A 20,981-nucleotide genomic window follows, 5' to 3' on the forward strand; every position below is an offset into this window, starting at 1 on the left:
CGCCTTGCAAAATCTTGACGGTGGTTAAAACCACCTGAGTCGCTTTTCATCCCTTGTCTAAAAGCACATAAGGCATTGCTACGCAATGCTTACTCAGGGGCTTTCAAACTTCCCAGTCTTTCTTGTAATTGCTCTCCCTGGCGGTAAATTTCCTGAGCGTAGTCTGTCCAAGTCCCTTGTCCCCAATAACGAAAACAGCTAGTTTGTAATAAGAGATTATGTAATAGCAGTTGGCGGTATTGACTATCTTGAGTCAGATTTACACCTTCTTGATCTGATAATAAATTGTCGAATTTCCCATGAAATAAATTGCTAAATTTGTACATGGGAGATAAAACATTTTCGTATCCTTGCACCCAACTAATATGATTTGTCCATGATGCCCCATCAATCTGAAAGTTGGGGTGATTTTTTTTCAGTTCTTGAATCGCATTTTCTACAGCATCCGGTTGATAATTACCTTCAGGAATTTGCGCCCAGATTTGATGTTGTCCACTTGCTTGACAGGGAGGAAAGTCTGCGGGTTGACAACCTGCGGCTGCTAATAATTCTAAATATTCTGTACCGCAAACACCAACAACACCAGTTTTACCTCCTCCATTTTGCACCATATCCCCCCAAGCTTGTTGAAAACCGCCGGGAAATTCGTTCATCATCACACCACCATTTTCACCATCACCTATTTGACTAACTATGGGAGGGACGACAACATCACCTAATTTTTGTTTAGATAAAGTTTTGGCTTCATAGTATGGCTGCATTTGGGCGACTAATTTAGTGTCTGAACCTTGGGTTTTTATCAATGCAGTAATACTAATTTCTTCTCCTTGGGAATTGCGAGCTATTAACTGATGTGGTAAATGTTTATAATTTAAAGGCTGACCATTAATTGTTTCTACGGTATGTTCTTGCACTAATAACCAACGATAACCACATTCTTTTAAGGCTTTGATAAATGCAAACAAGGTATCTGGATGGTTTGGTAAGTGCATTTCTGGAGGGGAAAATCCTTTGATTCTTGCTAATGCTTCCCAACCAAAAATTGCCGCAAAATAATGTTGCCAAGCGATAATGTGGAGTTTAATATCTGCTATGGGGGTGGAAGGGATGACAGCATGACTCCACATAGTCCCCAACCATTCTACATAGGGCTGGTAGGTAGGATTGCAGGTGATGCGTTTAAGATTATCTAGAATATCACTTCTGCCCATTTGTACCAGTCCCCACAAAAGATTACCAGAATAATCCAACATCACACGGGGATTACAGCCTTGTGCAACTAATTCAGGAATAAAATCTCCCATGCGACTATAACAATTAGCAAAAGGGGCAGCATTGTGATTATCTCCTTCTTGCTGGTGGGCAAACATATATTGTAAATTGCTGATCAATAAACCATTATTTCCCGCTGGGATAGTGGGTTGGTGCATATGTAGAGCGATCGCAAATACTGCGTTGATATCTGCTAATTTCAGATTAGTCGTTGGTAAAAAAATAGGTTCATCGTGGTTAACTACAGTCAACACTTCTTTTTCCCAACCGCAGATATTTGGCTGATCATCAATAATTTCGGGTAAATTAGGGAGATTATCTGGTAATTTAAACATTTATAGCACCTCAAAAATAATGTACAACTAACAATCTTGCCCGAAAATTGAAAAATTTTGTGTTTAACTTCAATTTAAATTTAAGGGAATCATAACCATCTGTATACAAAAAGCAACATTTTTCCGAACTTATACCATAATAATCCTGCCATGCCGCTTCTGTAAATGTGAGTTTCATTCTTCAATTAAGGCTCTTTCAATAACTTCACCTGTTTTTGCTGATTGAATTGAGATCCTTTATCTGTTAAGTAATTAGTCAAATTCTAGCCTAGAAATTTTAGGATTAAAGTAAAAGTAAGGAAGAAATAGTGTTAGGTTTCTTTATAGCAAACCAACCAAAAATATCAGCAATCACTCTGAAAATTCCTGTATTTTCTTTTAATTATTGGTGATTGGTATTTAGAAAGCTTTGCAACACAAGCTTCCTCTTCGGCACTTGTTTCGTTTTCTGTCTGAATTTTCCAAGCATTGAGTATACCTAAAAACAACAAATGAACCTCTTTAGACTCTTTATGGAGTTTGGTTAAGAAAGCATCCGCAGCCATGCAACCCTCTCTTGTTTTCAAGTTCCATTCTGGAACTTCTTTGAGATTGTGGATGAAAGCATTCCGGTGGTTCAAAAACCTTTCAAGCAATTCATCAACATCTGAATTTAAATCCGCTCTGAGTCGAAGTGCTTTCAAGAAGTGGCCTAATGGCTTCTTTCGCTCCTTCTCGTTCAATCTATCAAGTACATTTATAAAAAAGTCTTGTTCATCAGGTAAAGCAATTTGTATACAAACCTTGATTGTTTTCTCTGTCGATTGCAGGTGAAGGAGTAAATACCCAATTTTTCGTAAGATACTGCTGGCTGCTTGTGATATATCCATATACACTTATATGCTATGTACCTAATCATATTAGCTAATTTATGGGAAATTATGCTTATTATTTATACCAAGAATTTCCATTGATTAGACAGGAATAACTCAGGTAGTGAAAGAATTACAACTATTTTATTTTTTAACGATACTATAAATTTTCCAGATAATTATGAAACCATTCGCAAACACTTGAGAATAGAAAGTCTAAAATAAAACCTGTAGTTTCTCTACCAGCGATCGCGAAGCGCTGTTGTGGATAGCAGCCAAGACGATTAATCCTCTACTTCTGGCTCACCGATTGTCTTCTGTGCTGCATGACGAATGTGGAGAATTCTCACCGTGGGAATAGTCTGGTCTTCAAGAACCGTGAATAGAATGCGATAGGTTTGTTTTCCTTGACGGTAAAGAAGCTGGCGAATTTCTTGGGTAAAGAAGGCATCCTCACGGGCAATTGGACAGCGTTGAGGCATTTTTTGCAAGGAGACGATTGCATTAATCAGTCCTTGATACCAAGTTTGGGCGCGTTCTCCTGTCGTAAACTGAGAAAGAATTAAGAAGGCAGCATCTGCTTCAGCTTTCGCAACACTAGAGAAATCAATATGGTACGTCATGCTTCCAGAGACAGTCCATATTTTTGGTTTTGTTCGACAATAAAATCCTCTAAACTCGAAAATTGCCCTCTTTCAAAATCATCAAGCCCGCGTTGGATTCCCTTTAAAGCCTCAAAAAAATCATTATCATCCAAACTCAGCCCCAAAGTCAGAACTGCGATCGCCATTTGCGAAATATCTTGTCCGGTGCTTTCAGCCCGCTGTCGCAGCAGCCCCTCAATTTTCGGTGGCAGATCGAGTGTAATGGACATTGTTGATTTTTCCTCAGTGATACTGGTTTTATTATAGCGATCAGCTTCTTTAGGTGTTTTAAATGGAATATATTGCAGATTAAGTTAATTAACGTAAAGTTAAATCAATAATTATTGACAAAATTAATAGATAGTGCTTGGTGTTATATTCCAAATTACTTGAGAATATTGGCGATCGCCCAATAAAACCCCAACAATAGAAACCCTTGCAAAGCGTTCCATCAATAGTTACACTTTTTAGAATATTCTCATTTTTGTTTAGTAATTACCCAAACACTCAAACAGCTAGTTCTTGACAAAAGAACTCAAACTATGGTAGTGCGTCGGTATTGCCAAACTCAAAATCAGCAATAAAAAAACTCAGAGATTGTTCTCATTGGCGGTTTCCGTCATCTGTGAACCTCAGTAAGAAAATTGCCTTGTAAACATAACTATCCTGGAGGCTTGTAGTCAATGGGACTACCTTGGTATCGGGTACATACAGTCGTTCTGAATGATCCAGGTCGGCTGATTTCTGTACACTTAATGCACACAGCTTTAGTAGCTGGCTGGGCAGGTTCAATGGCATTGTACGAACTAGCCGTTTATAACCCTAGTGATCCAGTTCTTAACCCCATGTGGCGACAAGGGATGTTCGTACTTCCCTTCATGGCACGTTTAGGTGTAACCGAATCTTGGGGCGGTTGGAGCGTAACTGGTGGCACAGCAGTAGACCCCGGTTTCTGGTCATTTGAAGGCGTTGCTGCGGCTCACATCGTTCTTTCTGGTTTATTATTCTTGGCTGCCGTTTGGCACTGGGTTTTCTGGGATTTGGAACTCTTTCGAGATCCTCGCACTGGTGAACCCGCGCTAGATTTGCCAAAAATGTTTGGTATTCACCTGTTCTTATCCGGTTTACTTTGTTTTGGTTTTGGTGCATTCCACCAAACTGGATTATTTGGTCCGGGAATGTGGGTATCTGATGCCTATGGCATCACTGGCAGTATTCAGCCAGTAGCACCAGAATGGGGTCCGGCTGGATTTAACCCCTATAACCCCGGTGGCATTGTCGCTCACCACATTGCGGCTGGTGTAGTTGGTATTATCGCGGGTTTATTCCACCTGACAGTTAGACCTCCAGAAAGGCTCTACAAAGCCTTACGGATGGGGAATATTGAAACCGTACTTTCCAGCAGTATCGCTGCTGTCTTCTTCGCTGCTTTCGTAGTAGCCGGAACTATGTGGTACGGTAACGCTGCTACCCCAATTGAACTGTTTGGACCTACCCGCTATCAGTGGGATCAAGACTACTTCCGTCAAGAAATTCAGCGTCGTGTGCAAACCAGTGTTGCTGAAGGTGATTCTTTGACCGCAGCCTGGGCAAAGATTCCTGAAAAACTGGCTTTCTACGATTATGTTGGTAATAGCCCCGCTAAAGGTGGTCTATTCCGTACAGGTCCAATGGTGAAGGGTGATGGTATTGCCGAATCTTGGCAAGGTCACGCTGTATTCACAGATGCCGAAGGACGGGAATTAACAGTTCGTCGTCTACCTAACTTCTTTGAAACCTTCCCAGTCATTTTGATCGATAAAGATGGTGTTGTCCGGGCTGACATCCCCTTCCGTCGGGCAGAATCTAGATATAGCTTTGAACAAACTGGCGTAACTGTCAGCTTCTACGGTGGTAATCTGAATGGTCAAACCTTTACAGATCCCGCTGATGTCAAGAAGTATGCCCGTAAAGCTCAAGGTGGAGAGATCTTTGAATTTGACAAAGAAACCTTGAACTCTGACGGTGTATTCCGCACATCTCCCAGAGGTTGGTTTACCTTTGGTCATGCTGTATTCGCTCTATTATTCTTCTTTGGTCACTTGTGGCATGGTTCACGGACAATTTACCGTGATGTATTTGCCGGTGTGGAAATTGAAGAAGAACAAGTTGAATGGGGTCTTTTCCAGAAGCTGGGTGACAAGACAACTCGCCGGAGAACGGAAGCTTAAAACTTGGATCAGGTGTGAAGTAGATTTTTCTACTTCATGCTTTTTCCCCGGTTTGGTAAACTAAAATTACTGGCTCAACAGGCAGGATCTGAAGAATATGGAAAGTGTTGCTTACATCTTGATTTTAGCCCTAGCAATAGGTGTACTCTTTTTTTCAATCGCCTTCCGCGAACCCCCCCGGTTTGAGAAGAAAGATAAGTAGTTAGTTATTCCCGATTTATAAGGGAATATAGACTTTTTATCCGTTGTTACTAATGATAGTAGCAACGGATATTTTAGTTTAAGACTTCTTTCTTCTCCTGACTCCTGACTCCTGACTCCTGACTCCTGACTCCTGACTCCAAAATATGATATAATTTTATGTCTGGAAGTTGATATGTGTTAAGACTAGCTATTCTAAGCTAGGATAAGACAGCAATGTAAGTGGAAATTGTCATCCCCCTACTTACATAATAAACTGAATTTATGACAAAACCTTTACGGAGACTAGACCCAGGAATACATTAGCATGGTCAATCAGAACTTAACCGCTACAGAAATTGGATTTACCCACGAAGATTTCGCTGCTCTACTAGATAAATACGACTATCACTTCAGCCCTGGTGATGTCGTACCGGGTACAGTTTTCAGTATAGAGCCGCGCGGCGCTCTGATTGACATAGGTGCGAAAACCGCAGCATATATACCCATACAAGAAATGTCTATTAACCGGGTCGATGCCCCGGAAGAAGTCTTACAATCAAACGAAACACGGGAATTTTTCATTCTTACCGATGAAAATGAAGATGGTCAGCTCACCCTTTCAATTCGTCGGATTGAGTATATGCGGGCTTGGGAGCGAGTGCGGCAGTTGCAAGCAGAAGATGCTACTGTCCGTTCTGGCGTTTTCGCAACCAACCGTGGTGGTGCATTAGTGCGAATTGAAGGATTGCGCGGCTTTATCCCCGGTTCTCATATTAGCACTCGCAAACCCAAGGAAGATTTGGTAGGCGAAGAACTGCCCTTGAAATTCTTAGAAGTAGATGAAGAGCGTAACCGCTTAGTTCTCTCCCATCGTCGGGCGCTGGTTGAGCGGAAGATGAACCGTTTGGAAGTTGGCGAAGTGGTTATTGGTACTGTTCGCGGTATCAAACCTTACGGTGCTTTCATTGATATTGGTGGCGTGAGCGGACTGCTACACATTTCTGAGATTTCCCACGAGCATATTGACACTCCTCATAGTGTATTCAATGTCAATGATGAAGTGAAAGTAATGATCATTGACTTGGATGCAGAAAGGGGACGGATTTCACTGTCTACCAAACAGTTAGAACCTGAACCCGGTGACATGATCAAGAACCGTGATTTGGTTTACGATAAGGCCGAAGAAATGGCAGCTAAGTATCGGGAACAATTGCTTGCTAAACAGCAAGGTATTACTATACCTGCGGAAGTAGCACCTGTGGAAGGCGCTGAAGAAGTTGCATCTGTGGAAGCTGTAGCTGAAGAAGTTGCATCTGTGGAAGCTGTAGCAGAGGAAGAAATTCCCGCAGCAACAGAAATTGAAGAAGAGATCCCAGCCGCTATTGAATCATAGATTGATAGTTGTAATTACCTACAACTGAGATCATGAAAGTATTGAATTAAGAGGGTTTTTCCCTCTTTTTTTGTGGCAATTGGCTATTCGATTGACTTATTCCCCGTTCTTTAACAACTGAAAAATATGGTAACTATTAAATGTAAAAACATTGCGTTTTCTCATATTGAAGCAATTTTATTTGATAAAAACGGGACTTTAGAAGATTCCGAGTCATATTTAATAACGTTGGCACAAAAAGCAACGCAGATAATAGACGCGCAAATTCCCGGTATTGGTGAACCATTGTTAATGGCTTTTGGTATTAATGGCGATTTTTTAGATCCAGCGGGTTTAATATCAGTAGCGAGTCGCAAAGAAACGGAAGTTGCAGCAGCAGCCTATATTGCGGAAACCGGAAGAGGATGGTTTGAATCTTTGAAAATTGCCCGTCAAGCTTTAGAAGAGGCTGATCAATATGTTAGCAAAACTCCCTCACCTTTATTTGTGGGTAGTTTGGAGGTATTACAGTCTTTGTCAGTAGCGGGATTAAAATTGGGGATTCTGTCAGCAGCCACTACTGAAGATGTAGAGAAATTTGTGATTAATCACCAATTAAGCGATTATTTGCAACTGGAAAAGGGAGTTGATGAGGGTCCAAGTAAACCAGATCCAGCCCTGTTTTTAGAAGCTTGTCAAACTTTAGGAGTAGCACCAGGGGCAACTTTAATGGTAGGTGATTCTGTGGGTGATATGCAAATGGCACGTGATGCTAAAGCTGCTGGCTGTATTGGTATTACTTGGATTGGGAGGGCAGATAATGTTAAAGGTGCAGATGTGGTGATTAATCAACTTGAGGAAATTCAGATTATTGAGGATTGAATGATTTCCTAGTTCTATTTATTGACACACCAATTCAGAAAATTTTTGGCAATTAATTAAGTTAAAATTTAAGCGGACTAACTACAAACTACTCACTATCTCTTAATTATGAATCAATCCAATAATAGTGGCATACTTGAACAGTTTGTAAACATGGTGATGGGGGTAAAAACTGGCAATCAACAACAGTCTCTAAATACATCAGCAGCGGACACACAAGAACTAGATATCAAGGCAGTTTTAGTTTATAAATTAGGAACTATTCTGCAAATAGGAGTGATGATTCTTGTGTTACTGGGAATGGAAAAATTAGTAATTTTAATTGACAATAATTCTGCTTTTCCCAGTTGGTTTAGCACTTTAGTCACGGCGTTATTTTTTGGTTTATTAAGTATCCGTTCTCGCATTTTTTCACTGTTAGATAATACCCGTTCTCGGACAACTTATGATCAGGTAATTAGACCAAGATGGTCTCCTCCACCTTTAGCATTTCCCATAGTTTGGATGTTCATTGCTGTATTGCGAGTAATTTCTTCGGTATTAGTTTGGCAGGAAATGAATCACCAATTTTTGGTATTACCTTTAATTCTGTTTGTGGTACATCTGGCTTTAGGAGATACTTGGAATACGATTTTTACCGTAGAACGGAGATTAGGTGCGGCTGTTCCTGTGGTGATTTTAGGACCTTGGTTATCGGCTATAGTCGTAACAGCAATTTATTGGCAAACTGTTCCTTTAGCGGGAATGATTTTATCTTTTTCTTGTGTATGGTTAACTGTTGCTTCTGTATTGGTGTTCAGCATTTGGCAGTTAAATGGATCTGAGCCTTTGTATCCTTTGAAATTGGCTGTTGTGGAGAAATAAATAGTCATAATTCACATTGAGGGGAAAGAAAAGACCGCATTTAATATCTATGAAAAATGGTAGGGAAAAATTAATTCTCTACCACTGAATTCAGGAATTTAAACGCCTAACATAGTGCTGTAATATTAAACTATAATTCTTCAATTGTTACTAAACCACCTTCTGTAAATTGGATAGATAGTTTATAACCGTCAAGTAAAGCAGTTCCTAATAAGGGACGCTTTCCTGTAGCTAAAACATTAACTACTCTTTCTTCTCCATTCCAGATAATGGTAGCTTGATGTACTGGTAAAAGCACACGGCTATTATCTGCTAAAGTTGCATACATATCATAAACACAAGGAAAACCCAAGAGATTAACTGCTGCGGTCGGTAAGGAAAGAAACTCTGTAAAACCTGTATCAATCACAAATTCAATTGTAAAATCTGGTTGTTCTGGCAATCGAAATATAACATTGACAGTTGCACGTCCATTTTTGATAATGCCAGTTATCATGGATAATCACGCTCCATTTCTCCACTAAATGATGCAGCCACTTTGTAACCAATGCGAATACCAAAAAGTCGAGCAAATCTGTTTTTATTCCGTAAATAATGCGCTGATTGTATGCCTGTTTTATCAATAGCATATTCACCCGTTTCTATATCAATAATTATCATTTTACCGATGTTTTCCTCGGTTTCTACTTGTTGACGAATGCCATTTTCATATAATTCTTTGGCACGGTTTGCGACTTCTTCGCTGCTGAGGAGAATGGCTTGCATTTTGTTTCATCCTTTTTCTTGATTGGTTTATTATACTTGATTTAGTAGTACAAGTTTATCCTTCCTCAAGCCACTGTTCATAACCACATATCAGCAATCTTTTCTTTAAATTAGCAATAGCTTCAGATGTGGGTACATCAACTGGCTGTACCCGATATACATCATTGAGAACAAGACTATAATCTTTACCGCTATAGTAAGCTACAACTTCAGCTAAATTCCTATCTGACATTTCTTCACTGAGTAATGCTAAAAGCGGTAAATAAGATTGTAATTCTATCCCCTTGGGGAAAGCACATTGAATTAATTTATATGTACTTTGTAGATGTGATGAAATAGTGATTTGCATGATTAATTACCAGTTAAAGGAAAAGGTGGATGAATATATACATGAAAATCCACACCTTGAGCAGAAGCGGCTCTGACTGCTTTTGCATCTGCTGTGGTGGTGACAATATTTAGTTGATCACCTGTACTTAATATGATAATATAGTTAAATTGATATATAATTAAAATGAATAACTTTTGATATCTTCTCATGACATTACAAGAATTGCAAAAACAAGTATTACAATTACCAATGAATGAACGCTGGCAATTGGTACAAACTGTATTAGAATCAATACAACAAGAAACTATATCACCATCAAAGAAGGGTAATTTATCTCGACTGCGTGGTATTGCTAAAGCTGCAAATATCTCTAGTGATGAGAATATTAATGGAGATTATGCCACTTATCTAACTGAGAAATACAAATGAAGCGAGTTTTTATTGATACGAATGTGGTTTTAGATTTTTTACTAGAAAGAGAACCTTTTGTAGAAGATGCAGTCAAGCTATTTGCAAAAATTGATGCAAGTGAGATTATAGGGTTTATTGCTGCTACTACAATTACTAATATTTATTATATTATTCGTAAAGCAGCAGGTGTAAAAGTTGCTCAAGATGCAATTTCTCAAATTCTCATAGATTTACACATTTGCACAGTTGATAGAAATATTTTGGAAACAGCAGTAGCTTTAAATTTTCAAGATTTTGAGGATGCTGTGCAGTATGCTTGTGCTATAAAATCAATGGCAGATGTGATTGTAACTCGTGATGTGTCTGGATTTTTAGATTCAGAACTTCCAGTGATTTTACCTGGGGAGTTAAATCATATTTCTAGGGAGTAAAAGCGATCGCTTTGGTAGGCTTTGCTAAACGACAGCTTTCGCATCAGTGATCACAAATGTTACAATGCAGCTATGTTGTAAATCAGGGTTGAAAAATGAAAAAAGAAGACGCAATTGAAAAGCTCACAGTTCAACTTAAAACTATTGATAAGTTTACATCTTTGGATTTGAGTGATAATTTTTATCAGTGGCAGATGGACACAAAAATGGTTATTCAAGTTATATTTGCTGATAACTACGAATACTTAAAATGTTTTAAGGAAATTAATTCCACAGAAAGATATGGACCAAAATATAATGCTTTTGCTCAAACTATTGGTATATCTAAAGATGGGTTAGAAAAATATCGCGCAATTTTGCAATCAATGATAAAGACCATACAAGATTATTGGGAAGAAAACAATACCAATCAACCTACTATTTCTGATTTAAATAAGATTGAACTTCTGTGCAATAGATTTGACTTAGTTGCTAGGCAAATACAAATCAGGTACGGTAAAGGTAAAAGGACAACAATAGAAATTAATGATGAGTATGATGTTCAAGATTTATTTCATGCTTTGCTAACTTTATATTTTGATGATATCAGAGATGAAGAATGGACTCCAAGTTATGCTGGTCGTGCTTCAAGAGTTGACTTTCTTTTAAAAGAGGAGCAAATTGTTATTGAACTTAAGAAGACACGCGAAAACCTGACTGATAAAGAAGTTGGAGAACAATTAATTATAGACATTACTCGTTATAAATCACATCCTGACTGTAAAACTCTCATTTGTTTTGTTTATGATCCAGAAAGAAGAATTAAAAATCCTCGTGGTCTTGAAAACGATTTAAGCAAAACTACAGATGGTATGATAGTTAAAGTTTTTATTAGACCAACATAACTGGATAAATATTTTTTCTTTTTTCAATCAAGAGTGAAAACTTTTTTATTTTTAACCCAATGTCAATATTCCTGATGAAAAATTCACAGATAATGGCAATATTTTCAACCATTGTAAACCAAGCAAAGGTTCAGAAATACCTTCCGCAGCTAAAACAGGAATAATATACTCCTGTCCATCTAATTTCACCTTCCCTTCATAGATATCAAAAAAAGCCTCACCCCGCGCCATCCGCATAGTGCTGTTACGTTCAATTAAAGGCCATCCTAGAATTTCAGCATCTTGTATATCAAGTGCTAACCAACCATTAGTAAAACCTGTATCTAATAAAACTTCAATAGGATAGTTATCTTCATCAGCAGAAATAATCTCTATCTCAAACATTAACTCCCCAACTTCACCAAAATTACCTAAAATCATATCCGTCCGCAAGCACCTGTTTCATTAATTCTAAAAGTCACTAACCAACCTGTAGGATATTTTTCCCGCGCTTTTTTTTCAGCAATACTGTCATCAACATCAATAAAATAATCAGCACTATTGGGTTCAATTACCATAAACCAATTGTAATGATCATTTATCAATTCAGGACGAACTCGATTAAAAACAACACGCGCTTTTTCTCCTCGCGCATTTCTTTCCACTTCCCTTTTTGCTAATTCTTCTGGTGGTATTGTAAATTCTGGAAAAATTCTACCTTGTTGACGACGACGCACAGATTTTGTATTACTCATAATTCACCTTACCTCATTTTTATCAATTACCAATTATTCTTGATTTTCAAGTAAACCTTTCCCATTACTAAGTTTAATTTAACCAATTCCTAAGAAATTCTTCAATGCAGTTTTATATTTATTCTTCAACTTCTTAGAAATTAATCCTCCCTGTTGAATTTGTGATATGATATCAGCAGATAAACAATCCTTGGGAATAGGACTACCAGAAGTTATACAAATAGTAAGATCATTGGCATCCATTTCACGAGCAAAATAGTAAGCTATAACAGATTCCTTTTTAATAAAACTTGGTAAACTCGGATCTGGTGCTAAAACACAAACTCTTTCAGAGTTATTTTTCTTGTCTGTTAAATTAACAAATAAATATTTATTACCAGAAGTTTTTGCAATTGCGACATAAAAATGTTGGACATTAGGAGGTGTATCAATTAAAAATACATCTCCTATGTTTATAGAAATACTAGACACTTAGCACCTCATCTAAATATGCTTCCCTCACTGCTATTTGTCTAATTTCCTCAATTTCTTCCTGACTTTTACCAACATTTTTCAGAATATCTTCTACTGAAATGGGAATAGCAGAACCATGAGGATCTTTCCACTCTGGTAAATCATGAGTCCATTCAGCAACATGAAATGGATCAAGATGTCCAAAGGTTTTATATACCTCTTGAAGAATCTCCTCTTCTTCTTCGCATAGTTCATCATTTCCTGGATCTTTGACTAAGTAAACAAAGTTCTTATCACCAGGAGAAATGTACTCAGACCACAGAGGTAGAGCATCATCAACAGGTTTTCCTTTAATTAGATCATAAACACCACTAAGAACGGGACCATATTTCATTGATACATAGTGATCACCTGTAATTGGCTGTTCTATTCTTTCTAATGCAATACGATCAGCTATATAGAGCATTTTTAGCAAACCTAAATATTTGATAGGCTTACCATGCAGCTTCATAAGTATAGCTGCGGCTTCTACAGCTTTTTCTGGGTGAAACCGAAACTGGATAGGCATAATTATCCTTGAGAAGCAGTGTAGTACATCTATATTATAAATCTTGATCTGAAAACGCGAAAATTTATTATACAAATCTCAGACTATATCATTACTCAGTTTATTTCAACTTTAATCTTTTCCCTTCTCCTCTCTGCGTCTTTGCTCCTTAGCGTCTTTGCGCGAAACAAAAAATCTACTAACTTACACCAATTCTTCAGCTAAAAGTCTACCTTTAAATGGTTCATACTCATCTTCTAGTAACCATAACTTGGCAGTTTCATAATCATTACTAGAAAATACAACCTTATCACCTTGTTTTGGATCATAAATTCGACAATTTCCTTCACTGTCGCAAAGTAATAACAGAATGTATGGAGGTGATAACATCGGATCTATCCATACTTCTGTAAATTCCCAGTTATTCTTCACTAGGTCTGGTGCGGGGTATGACGTGGTATTGGTTCTCTGCATTGATTTTTATCTCCCCATAGTAAAGTGGAATACTACTACCATCTGGACTAATTCTATAACCTATTGGTTCAGTAAAAAACATTCCATAGCGCTCATAATCTCGAACAGTGCCGATAAACTCACCTTTTTCTATTATGCACTGAGCAACTTGATTCATGGTATTTTCATCGTTAAATACATGAGCGGCAATTCCTTTTCTGAGAAGTCTTTGCATTTGTGGTGTTCCTGGTAAATGCTTGGCAATATGTCTAACGTCAAGGGTGATTTGACGATTAATTCCGCTCATGCGTTCTGCACAATCGCACACCCTCCACCATCAGCTAACTAATATCTATACCTTCAGTAATCTTAGCGATCGCACTATTTTTTGATTATGTAAAATGTTTGATTATCTTTTATTTTAGGCTCAACGCTAACACCAATATTTGTTTTTTCTAAAACTGTAAGTTCTTGATATGATTCGTTCTTTAATTGAATTGTTAGAATAGGCTTTTTATAAAATTGCCCTTCTTTAGTTTCAACAATTAGCATATCTCCAACTTTTATAGTATAATTTTCAAGTTCAAATGCCAATACTTTATTACCATAAGTATTAATCACATTTTCTATTTTTTCAAAAATATGTATTGATTCTTGTTTGATAAGTTCTTCAAATAATGTCTGAAAAATAGCTTGACAATATTTATCTAAAAACTGAATATACGGTTCTAATTCAGATATGCTGAGGATATCATCTACTTCTTCTGAACCATGAGCAATTTGGTTTCTTCTTTCAACCAAATCATTTATTTTATTATACAAAATATCCTTTTCTATTCTAGAAATAGTATTTTGGTTTAAACCAATTTCATTTTTAAGTTCTTCATTTTTTAACAATTCATCATTCAAATCCAAATTTAACTTGTTGAATAACTCTACAATTTTATTATGTTTTAAATTACCTGACAAAAGAACAAAAGCATCTGTATTAATTTGATATTTGGTAGGATTGACTATACAATCATTAAGTTTCTTTAGCACTTCCTCTTTTGTAAGATGCTGATATTTGGCAGTTTCCCTAGTGGTAATAGTATTAATCAATTTTAAAGAAAGCTCAAAATGATTATCTCTAATTTTCTGATCTATTTTATTATATTCAGGTACTACATTAGATAGGGAATCAAGATATTCTTTAATCCAGAGTTCTACATATTTTTCTAGCAGTCCATATAGTGAAATAATAGATGCTTTATATTCAAATATTCGTTTATCTGTTCTAAAACTTCTATCATGATCTTTCAGAGTATTCAGTAATTTTCTGATTTGTTGATTATCGGTTTCTAGAACAGAATAAGCAGCTACATCATTTACATATTGAATATGTTTTAAATATTCTCTGATTTGATTGACTTCTCTTGTAAAACTTTCTAATGATTCTATATTCATAAATTTCCACCAAACTTTATTTAATATAGCTTTGTAGAAATTTCTGAAAATATCTGATTCTTGCCTCTAAACCTTTTCTGGTAGTATACCTACCTTCAAACAGGAAACGATTATCTTCTTCTGCTACATATAACATTTCTTCATCAGAATATATCTCTGTTTTGATCGCTTCTTTATGTTTTAATAATTCTTGCTTGAATGGGATTTTTTCAGCAAAAACCTGCATGATTGAATCATAAACTATTTTTAAAGGAAGGTTTTTATTACGCTCTCTTATTGGTGGTTTAAAAGCTAATTCGTCTAATATTTCATAAATCAAATCAATAGTTTCATTAAAGAGTCTTTCAAGTTCACTCCTAGTTTCATCAGAATAATTATTTGCTTGCTTTAAGTATTCATCTAAAAACTTATCAACTCCTGAAGATTTCAGCTTATCGCAATGACGATAAGCAAAGAAGCGTAAGACTAACTCCACATCTTCCATCTTTTTATAAGATTCATTTTCCAGTAATTTTTCTTCTCCTTCACTTTCTAAAGGGAAATTCCACATCTTCCGAAAATATGTGTTTTTAGAAAGTTTTATACACAATTGGTTGAATTTTCCATTTTGTAAAGCATTTCTTGTTTCTTGGGGAGTTAACTGTTCTCCACCACTGTTGAGTCTTTCAAAAACTATTCTTTTCAGTTCTTCTGCTTCTTCTTCACTTTTAGCGGTTTCTTGTAGTAAAACAATAGACGATAAATAGCGTCTATCTATGCCTCTTCTAACTTGCTCTGGTAAGTTTGCATAGTTTCTACCATCTAGTTCTCTCCAATACTGTAGTCCTTCTAGTTGAAAATTGCCTTTGTAAAAATCATAAATAGCAGTTAATCTTTGTTGTCCATCCATTACTTCATAAATAGAATATTCTATTTCATATAAAAAAATAGGTGGAATTGGTACATTCATTATGAATGATTCTATCAATCTAGATTTACGAACATTATCCCATCTTTTTCTACGTTGATATTCAGGATCAAGTATATATTTCTTACTATCAAGCATAGTCGGTATGCTATCTAATGGATATCGAGCTTGTTCTGTAACAATTCTAATTTCACCCTTCTTATATTTTTCATTAATTTCTTCATTTGAAGCTGATTTATGACTTGTATCTAAATTGTCTTGAAAAGCAAAAGTTTCACCTGAAATTAAATGACTATTTGCAATCATAGTAATTATTCCTTATATTATTAATTATCAAGTTTCAGAGTAATTGATACTATCATTTTACAGATTACCATTAATTATTACCAGTATATCATAATATCATAGGATCAATCCATACTTCTATAAATTCCCAATCATTCTTCACTTTCAATTAATCTTTTACCATTACTAAGACGCTGCAAAAACTCAGGAAAATTCATCAAATCATCAACCGATTCTGATGGTGGCATTTCTACCCAATTTGCTCAGATGTAGGAATGACCCGTACTCCTCAATCAAACTCATTATAATGAATATATCACTCCTTCTCTTCTTTGCGCCTTTGCTCCTTAGCGTCTTTGCGCGAAACAAAAAAAACGGCAGAGAACCGAAATCCTCCACCGTTCAATTAACAATTAAAAAACCTAACTAAGACTCAACACCTTGGGGTAACAACTCCCGTGTTTGCTGAGAACTAACTTGAACAATGCCATTTTCATCAACATCAACAAGAGCAGTATCGCCATCTTTGATGCGTCCAGACAGAATTTCTTCCGCCAGACTATCTTCCAATAAGCGCATAATTGCCCGACGTAATGGCCTTGCACCGTAGCTAGGACTATAACCCTCAGTTATCAAGCGATCCTTGAAGCGGTCAGTGACTTCTAAGACAATGCCTTTTTCCGTCAACCTACCAAACACTTCCTTCAACATGATTTCGGCAATTTGGGTAACTTCCAACTTATTCAACTGACGGAAGACGATAATTTCATCTAACCGGTTCAGGAACTCAGGACGGAAGTATTGCTTCAGTTCCTCATTCACCAAAGAGCGAATTCTGTTGTATTGTGTCTCAGTCGCATCTTCAGAGAACTCGAAGCCGATACCGCTACCACCTTTTTCAATCACCTTAGAACCAATGTTGGAAGTCAAAATCAGCAAGGTGTTCTTAAAGTCCACCGTGCGACCTTTTGCGTCAGTTAAACGCCCGTCTTCCAAAATTTGCAAAAGCATATTGAACACATCGGGGTGTGCTTTTTCGATTTCGTCGAATAGCACCACAGTGTAAGGACGACGACGGACAGCTTCTGTTAACTGACCACCTTCGTTGTAACCGACATAACCAGGAGGTGAACCGATCAATTTACTGACGGTGTGACGCTCCATGTATTCGGACATATCCAAGCGAATCATGGCTTCTTCAGCACCGAAGAAGTAGGAAGCCAAGGATTTCGCTAATTCGGTTTTACCTACCCCAGTCGGACCAGAGAAGACAAAACTAGCAATCGGCCGATTCGGATTCTTCAAGCCAACGCGAGCGCGACGAATAGCCCTGGAAACAGCCTTCACAGCGTCTTCTTGACCGATGAGCCGCTGATGTAAGGTGTCTTCCATGTGCAGCAACTTCTCGGACTCAGACTCGGTGAGTTTGTTCACCGGTACACCTGTCCAGGAAGCGACAATGTGAGCAATGTCTTCTTCTGTAACTACAGGTTCAACACCGTCACCACTAGCGCCATTACTCTTAGTTTGAGCAATAGTGCGGATTTCGGCTTTGATTTCCATTTCCCGATCACGCAGTTCTCCTGCTCGATCAAAGTCCTGGGAACGGACTGCATCATCTTTTTCTTTTAAGATTTGCCGTAGTTCCTTGTCTAACTCCTTCGCGGCTGGGGGCAGTTGGGAGTTAATCAGGCGCACCCGTGAACCCGCTTCATCCATCAAGTCAATGGCTTTATCTGGCAAAAAGCGATCGCTAATATAACGATCAGACAATTTCGCCGCCGCCACCAATGCTTCATCGGATATCTTCAGTTTGTGGTGTGCTTCATAGCGATCGCGCAAACCATATAAAATTTCTATTGTTTCATCAACAGAAGGTTCACCCACCATTACAGGCTGGAAGCGTCTTTCCAACGCTGCATCCCGTTCAATGTGTTTACGGTACTCATCCAAAGTAGTAGCGCCGATACATTGCAACTCACCTCGCGCCAAAGCTGGCTTGAGGATATTCGCCGCATCAATCGCTCCTTCGGCTGCACCTGCACCAATTAAGGTGTGAACTTCGTCAATTACTAGGATGACATTACCCGCAGAGCGGATTTCATCCATAATTTTTTTGAGACGTTCTTCAAATTCACCCCGATATTTAGTTCCCGCTACTAGCAAACCAATATCGAGTGTCACCACACGCTTATCTTCCAAGATATCGGGGATATCCTTGCTGGCGATGCGTGAAGCTAAACCTTCAGCGATGGCGGTTTTACCAACACCTGGTTCACCAATCAAAACTGGATTGTTTTTAGTCCGGCGACCCAAAATTTGGATAACTCGCTCGATTTCCTTGGCGCGTCCCACCACAGGATCAAGCTTGTTATCTATAGCCATTTGGGTCAGGTTTGATCCAAACTCATCGAGAGTTGGGGTTTTAGTGCGACCAGAGGGGCCACCCGGCGTAACTTCCGCCGTTTCTCCCAACATCCGAATCACTTGGGTTCTCACCTTGGTCAAATCTACACCGAGGTTTTCTAGCACCCTGGCTGCGACACCTTCCCCTTCGCGGATCAGGCCCAACAACAGATGCTCGGTACCAATGTAGTTATGCCCCAATTGGCGTGCTTCTTCCAAGGATAGTTCTAAAACCCGTTTTGCCCGTGGCGTAAACGGAATTTCCACGGCTACAAAGCCTGAACCCCGTCCTATGATTTTTTCAACTTCAATGCGAGCATCTTTGAGATTAACTCCCATTGATTTCAGCACCTTGGCGGCTACTCCTGTGCCTTCACCAATCAAACCCAAGAGGATCTGCTCAGTTCCGACAAAGTTGTGACCTAAACGGCGGGCCTCTTCTTGGGCCAGCATGATTACCTTAATGGCTTTTTCTGTGAAGCGCTCAAACATGGCATTTTTCCTATCACCTGCGTCGTGCCGGTATGCTGATTTTAGCACAGGCTAAAATTTTGGGTATCTGTATAAACAATTTAGATATCCAATTACCATGACACAGGTTGATAGGTTAACGAGTAGCTATTAATTAATTTCTAGGTAGCTAGTGTACTGAGGAGAGTGATTTTACCAGCATTTTGGGGGCTAAATCCAAACAATAGACTATTGATGTGGGGATTTTGTTTAGGAGTCCCAAACACACATTGTTATCATAAAATGTGTGTTGATGTCAATAAATCGGCATGAATGATAAGATTTTTTTATTAAAAAGAATTAAAACAAAAAATATTATGATATAAAACCAGGATAAAAATTTTATTTTATCTTCACAACTGTGGTTTAGAGTAAGTTAGATTTTGGAAATTTTGTCTTGAATTGTACAGAAGTTGGATATAAACCTCTGTACAGACTCCTTTAAACTTTAATTAAAGCTTTGATGTTAGTATCGCGAGCGATCGCACTGGCAGAATTAAAGGATGAAACCGGGGATTTTATCGCCTATTAAATTAAGTAGCCATCATGAACATTACCCATTACCAGGTTGTTCACTGGATATGAGGTTTTGCGTTAAGTTGACTGTAATAAATCATCCCCGGAAATGATGGTAGTATAAAAAGTGTAACTATTGTTCTGAAGATAGCGGCGGTCTTGCTTAACGATAGCCATGAACTCACGGTGTCCTTCCGTTAGCCGACCGACTAAACAACCTGCACTAGCTCCTTTGATATCATTGCTGGGGTAATCATAGCCCCAATGTTGATTAACGGCAAAATAATCACCTGTATCCAATTCATCACCAGTTCGTTTGAAATCTTCGTTAAAATCTCGACAAACAGTGATGTTTCCACATTGAACTAATGCTTCATGGGGATTGGAAGTACCGTGTTTTCCCACTCTCCAAGCCTTGTATTGTCCAAACTGGATTCTTGCTGCTCCTTTGCGATTCATGGGTTTGTGAGTATATTTACTACCTGGTTCAGTAGTTGCTTGCCAATGATCAACGATTTTGGGGACACCATCTATGATTTCGATCACAATGCGGCGGTCATTAAAGGCGTTGGCAGCATCACTATTGAGTGTCCAGTCTCCATTTATACCTTCGATATAAACAATGTTGTATTCTTTGGGATTGGTGAATACTTCATAATTTTTAGCCAACATATATTTAATGATCTTGCTGGCAATATCAGTTCCTAGATTTAAAGGAGGTTTTGGCAGGTCTTCTGTTTTAGTTTCAATCAATTTTTTGGCTGTGACTGCACCTAGAAAATCAGTTTCTCCTGTTTCTGTTAAGGTTTGGAACTTTTTCAGTGCGGCTGTGGAAACTGGTCCAAATAGTCCGTCAGCGGGTGGTTCTAGGAGTCTTAAATCAATTAATCTTACTTGAACTTGCCGAGACAATTCCCGATCTTCAGCGATCGCTTCGTAACCCCATTTTTCCTCTGTATTCAAGAAGTTTTGTAGTTTCATATTATACGCTTAATAATTCAAGTGTTTTGTTTGCACCACGTTAAATAAGCTATCTTAAATTTCAAATCTATAAATAACCTTTATTATTTTTTAACAAGGAATATTAACAAGGAAAATAGGCGATTGCTCTGATTATCTCATTCTCAGTAAGCTCAAACGAAGTTAGCCAGGGGTAGTTCATTGTTCCATAAGTACCTGGACAGAATTAATTACATATTATTTATTTACCAATCCTTTGTCCATTACGGATTTCAGTCCAAATATTTGTGTAATTAATTTTGTCTCATTACTTACTTCCATTCTAAAAT

The 20,981-nt window shown here is 37.9% G+C and carries 26 protein-coding genes; 8 read left to right on the forward strand and 18 right to left on the reverse strand.

Translation table 11 applies throughout. The annotated features are described in order from the left end of the window. Positions 1–89 precede the first annotated feature (89 nt). The 4 genes from FJR08_RS20200 to FJR08_RS20215 all read right to left on the reverse strand — a co-directional run bounded on the left by FJR08_RS20200 (position 90) and on the right by FJR08_RS20215 (position 3,332). Complete coding sequence (locus FJR08_RS20200) at positions 90–1,607, reverse strand: glycosyl hydrolase family 57 (RefSeq protein ID WP_168634339.1); 1,518 nt, start codon at positions 1,605–1,607, stop codon at positions 90–92. A gap of 344 nt (positions 1,608–1,951) precedes the next feature. Continuing rightward, positions 1,952–2,476, reverse strand: coding sequence for a hypothetical protein (locus FJR08_RS20205; protein WP_168634340.1), 525 nt, complete (start codon positions 2,474–2,476; stop codon positions 1,952–1,954). A gap of 266 nt (positions 2,477–2,742) precedes the next feature. Beyond that, on the reverse strand, positions 2,743–3,081 hold the full coding sequence (locus FJR08_RS20210; protein WP_148759885.1) for a type II toxin-antitoxin system RelE/ParE family toxin: 339 nt from the start codon (positions 3,079–3,081) through the stop codon (positions 2,743–2,745). Then, on the reverse strand, positions 3,078–3,332 hold the full coding sequence (locus tag FJR08_RS20215) for a hypothetical protein (RefSeq protein WP_148759883.1): 255 nt from the start codon (positions 3,330–3,332) through the stop codon (positions 3,078–3,080). Before FJR08_RS20215 ends, FJR08_RS20210 begins: the two co-directional genes overlap by 4 nt. A gap of 453 nt (positions 3,333–3,785) precedes the next feature. Here FJR08_RS20215 and psbB point away from each other — a divergent pair, with 453 nt between their 5' ends. The 5 genes from psbB (at position 3,786) to FJR08_RS20240 (ending at position 8,613) form a co-directional block, all read left to right on the forward strand. After that, positions 3,786–5,312, forward strand: a complete 1,527-nt coding sequence (gene psbB / locus FJR08_RS20220) for a photosystem II chlorophyll-binding protein CP47 (protein ID WP_168634341.1) — start codon at positions 3,786–3,788, stop codon at positions 5,310–5,312. A 97-nt stretch (positions 5,313–5,409) separates the two neighbouring features. After that, entirely contained in the window at positions 5,410–5,514 is a 105-nt protein-coding gene (locus FJR08_RS20225; protein ID WP_015083195.1) for a photosystem II reaction center protein T, read from the forward strand. A gap of 306 nt (positions 5,515–5,820) precedes the next feature. Beyond that, complete coding sequence (locus FJR08_RS20230; protein ID WP_168634342.1) at positions 5,821–6,888, forward strand: 30S ribosomal protein S1; 1,068 nt, start codon at positions 5,821–5,823, stop codon at positions 6,886–6,888. Between the two features lie 126 nt (positions 6,889–7,014). Continuing rightward, positions 7,015–7,749 carry an HAD family hydrolase gene (locus FJR08_RS20235; RefSeq protein WP_168634343.1) on the forward strand — a complete coding sequence of 245 codons (735 nt, stop codon included), beginning with the start codon at positions 7,015–7,017 and terminating at the stop codon, positions 7,747–7,749. Positions 7,750–7,857: 108 nt separating this feature from the next. Then, entirely contained in the window at positions 7,858–8,613 is a 756-nt protein-coding gene (locus FJR08_RS20240; protein WP_015083192.1) for a TspO/MBR family protein, read from the forward strand. Positions 8,614–8,743: 130 nt separating this feature from the next. Here FJR08_RS20240 and FJR08_RS20245 read toward each other — a convergent pair whose 3' ends face one another. The 4 genes from FJR08_RS20245 to FJR08_RS20260 are packed head-to-tail and all read right to left on the reverse strand — an operon-like array spanning position 8,744 to position 9,918. Beyond that, a complete protein-coding gene (locus FJR08_RS20245; protein ID WP_168634344.1) occupies positions 8,744–9,109 on the reverse strand; it encodes a clan AA aspartic protease in 366 nt (121 codons plus the stop codon). Beyond that, positions 9,106–9,378: a hypothetical protein gene (locus FJR08_RS20250; RefSeq protein WP_168634345.1), complete on the reverse strand. Its 273-nt coding sequence runs from the start codon at positions 9,376–9,378 to the stop codon at positions 9,106–9,108. The genes FJR08_RS20245 and FJR08_RS20250 overlap by 4 nt, the downstream gene beginning before the upstream one ends. Positions 9,379–9,433: 55 nt before the next feature. After that, positions 9,434–9,727 carry a DUF3349 domain-containing protein gene (locus FJR08_RS20255; protein WP_168634346.1) on the reverse strand — a complete coding sequence of 98 codons (294 nt, stop codon included), beginning with the start codon at positions 9,725–9,727 and terminating at the stop codon, positions 9,434–9,436. Between the two features lie 2 nt (positions 9,728–9,729). Next, complete coding sequence (locus FJR08_RS20260) at positions 9,730–9,918, reverse strand: DUF1308 domain-containing protein (RefSeq protein WP_254435815.1); 189 nt, start codon at positions 9,916–9,918, stop codon at positions 9,730–9,732. On the opposite strand from FJR08_RS20260, the gene FJR08_RS20265 reads away from it, so the two are divergent. The 3 genes from FJR08_RS20265 to FJR08_RS20275 all read left to right on the forward strand — a co-directional run bounded on the left by FJR08_RS20265 (position 9,917) and on the right by FJR08_RS20275 (position 11,435). Then, positions 9,917–10,138, forward strand: coding sequence for a hypothetical protein (locus FJR08_RS20265; RefSeq protein WP_168634347.1), 222 nt, complete (start codon positions 9,917–9,919; stop codon positions 10,136–10,138). The genes FJR08_RS20260 and FJR08_RS20265 overlap by 2 nt on opposite strands. After that, complete coding sequence (locus FJR08_RS20270; RefSeq protein WP_168634348.1) at positions 10,135–10,551, forward strand: PIN domain-containing protein; 417 nt, start codon at positions 10,135–10,137, stop codon at positions 10,549–10,551. The genes FJR08_RS20265 and FJR08_RS20270 overlap by 4 nt, the downstream gene beginning before the upstream one ends. Before the next feature lie 95 nt (positions 10,552–10,646). Continuing rightward, entirely contained in the window at positions 10,647–11,435 is a 789-nt protein-coding gene (locus FJR08_RS20275) for a hypothetical protein (protein WP_168634349.1), read from the forward strand. A 51-nt stretch (positions 11,436–11,486) separates the two neighbouring features. Here the strand turns inward: FJR08_RS20275 and FJR08_RS20280 are convergent, their stop codons facing one another. The 10 genes from FJR08_RS20280 to FJR08_RS20325 form a co-directional block, all read right to left on the reverse strand. Further along, the gene (locus tag FJR08_RS20280) at positions 11,487–11,855 is read right to left on the reverse strand and encodes an aspartyl protease (protein ID WP_168634350.1); all 369 of its coding nucleotides are present in this window, start codon (positions 11,853–11,855) and stop codon (positions 11,487–11,489) included. Beyond that, positions 11,852–12,169 carry a Maf-like protein gene (locus FJR08_RS20285; protein WP_168634351.1) on the reverse strand — a complete coding sequence of 106 codons (318 nt, stop codon included), beginning with the start codon at positions 12,167–12,169 and terminating at the stop codon, positions 11,852–11,854. The genes FJR08_RS20280 and FJR08_RS20285 overlap by 4 nt, the downstream gene beginning before the upstream one ends. A 78-nt stretch (positions 12,170–12,247) precedes the next feature. Beyond that, on the reverse strand, positions 12,248–12,640 hold the full coding sequence (locus FJR08_RS20290; RefSeq protein ID WP_168634352.1) for a hypothetical protein: 393 nt from the start codon (positions 12,638–12,640) through the stop codon (positions 12,248–12,250). Continuing rightward, the gene (locus tag FJR08_RS20295; protein WP_168634353.1) at positions 12,633–13,190 is read right to left on the reverse strand and encodes a Panacea domain-containing protein; all 558 of its coding nucleotides are present in this window, start codon (positions 13,188–13,190) and stop codon (positions 12,633–12,635) included. The genes FJR08_RS20290 and FJR08_RS20295 overlap by 8 nt, the downstream gene beginning before the upstream one ends. Positions 13,191–13,373: 183 nt before the next feature. After that, positions 13,374–13,643 carry a hypothetical protein gene (locus FJR08_RS20300; RefSeq protein ID WP_168634354.1) on the reverse strand — a complete coding sequence of 90 codons (270 nt, stop codon included), beginning with the start codon at positions 13,641–13,643 and terminating at the stop codon, positions 13,374–13,376. Further along, entirely contained in the window at positions 13,591–13,929 is a 339-nt protein-coding gene (locus tag FJR08_RS20305; protein ID WP_168634355.1) for a hypothetical protein, read from the reverse strand. The genes FJR08_RS20300 and FJR08_RS20305 overlap by 53 nt, the downstream gene beginning before the upstream one ends. Positions 13,930–14,003: 74 nt before the next feature. Beyond that, positions 14,004–15,068: an MAE_28990/MAE_18760 family HEPN-like nuclease gene (locus FJR08_RS20310; protein ID WP_168634356.1), complete on the reverse strand. Its 1,065-nt coding sequence runs from the start codon at positions 15,066–15,068 to the stop codon at positions 14,004–14,006. Between the two features lie 16 nt (positions 15,069–15,084). Beyond that, positions 15,085–16,281: a DUF262 domain-containing protein gene (locus FJR08_RS20315; protein WP_168634357.1), complete on the reverse strand. Its 1,197-nt coding sequence runs from the start codon at positions 16,279–16,281 to the stop codon at positions 15,085–15,087. 405 nt (positions 16,282–16,686) lie between these two features. Next, entirely contained in the window at positions 16,687–19,158 is a 2,472-nt protein-coding gene (locus FJR08_RS20320; protein ID WP_168634358.1) for an ATP-dependent Clp protease ATP-binding subunit, read from the reverse strand. Between the two features lie 612 nt (positions 19,159–19,770). Then, positions 19,771–20,673 (reverse strand): peptidoglycan-binding protein, encoded by a 903-nt coding sequence (locus tag FJR08_RS20325; protein ID WP_168634359.1) that lies wholly within the window; start codon positions 20,671–20,673, stop codon positions 19,771–19,773. Positions 20,674–20,981 lie beyond the last annotated feature (308 nt).

Origin of the sequence: Dolichospermum sp. UHCC 0260 (assembly GCF_009711985.1) — a bacterium.
In the GTDB taxonomy this organism is placed as follows: Bacteria; Cyanobacteriota; Cyanobacteriia; order Cyanobacteriales; family Nostocaceae; genus Dolichospermum; species Dolichospermum lemmermannii.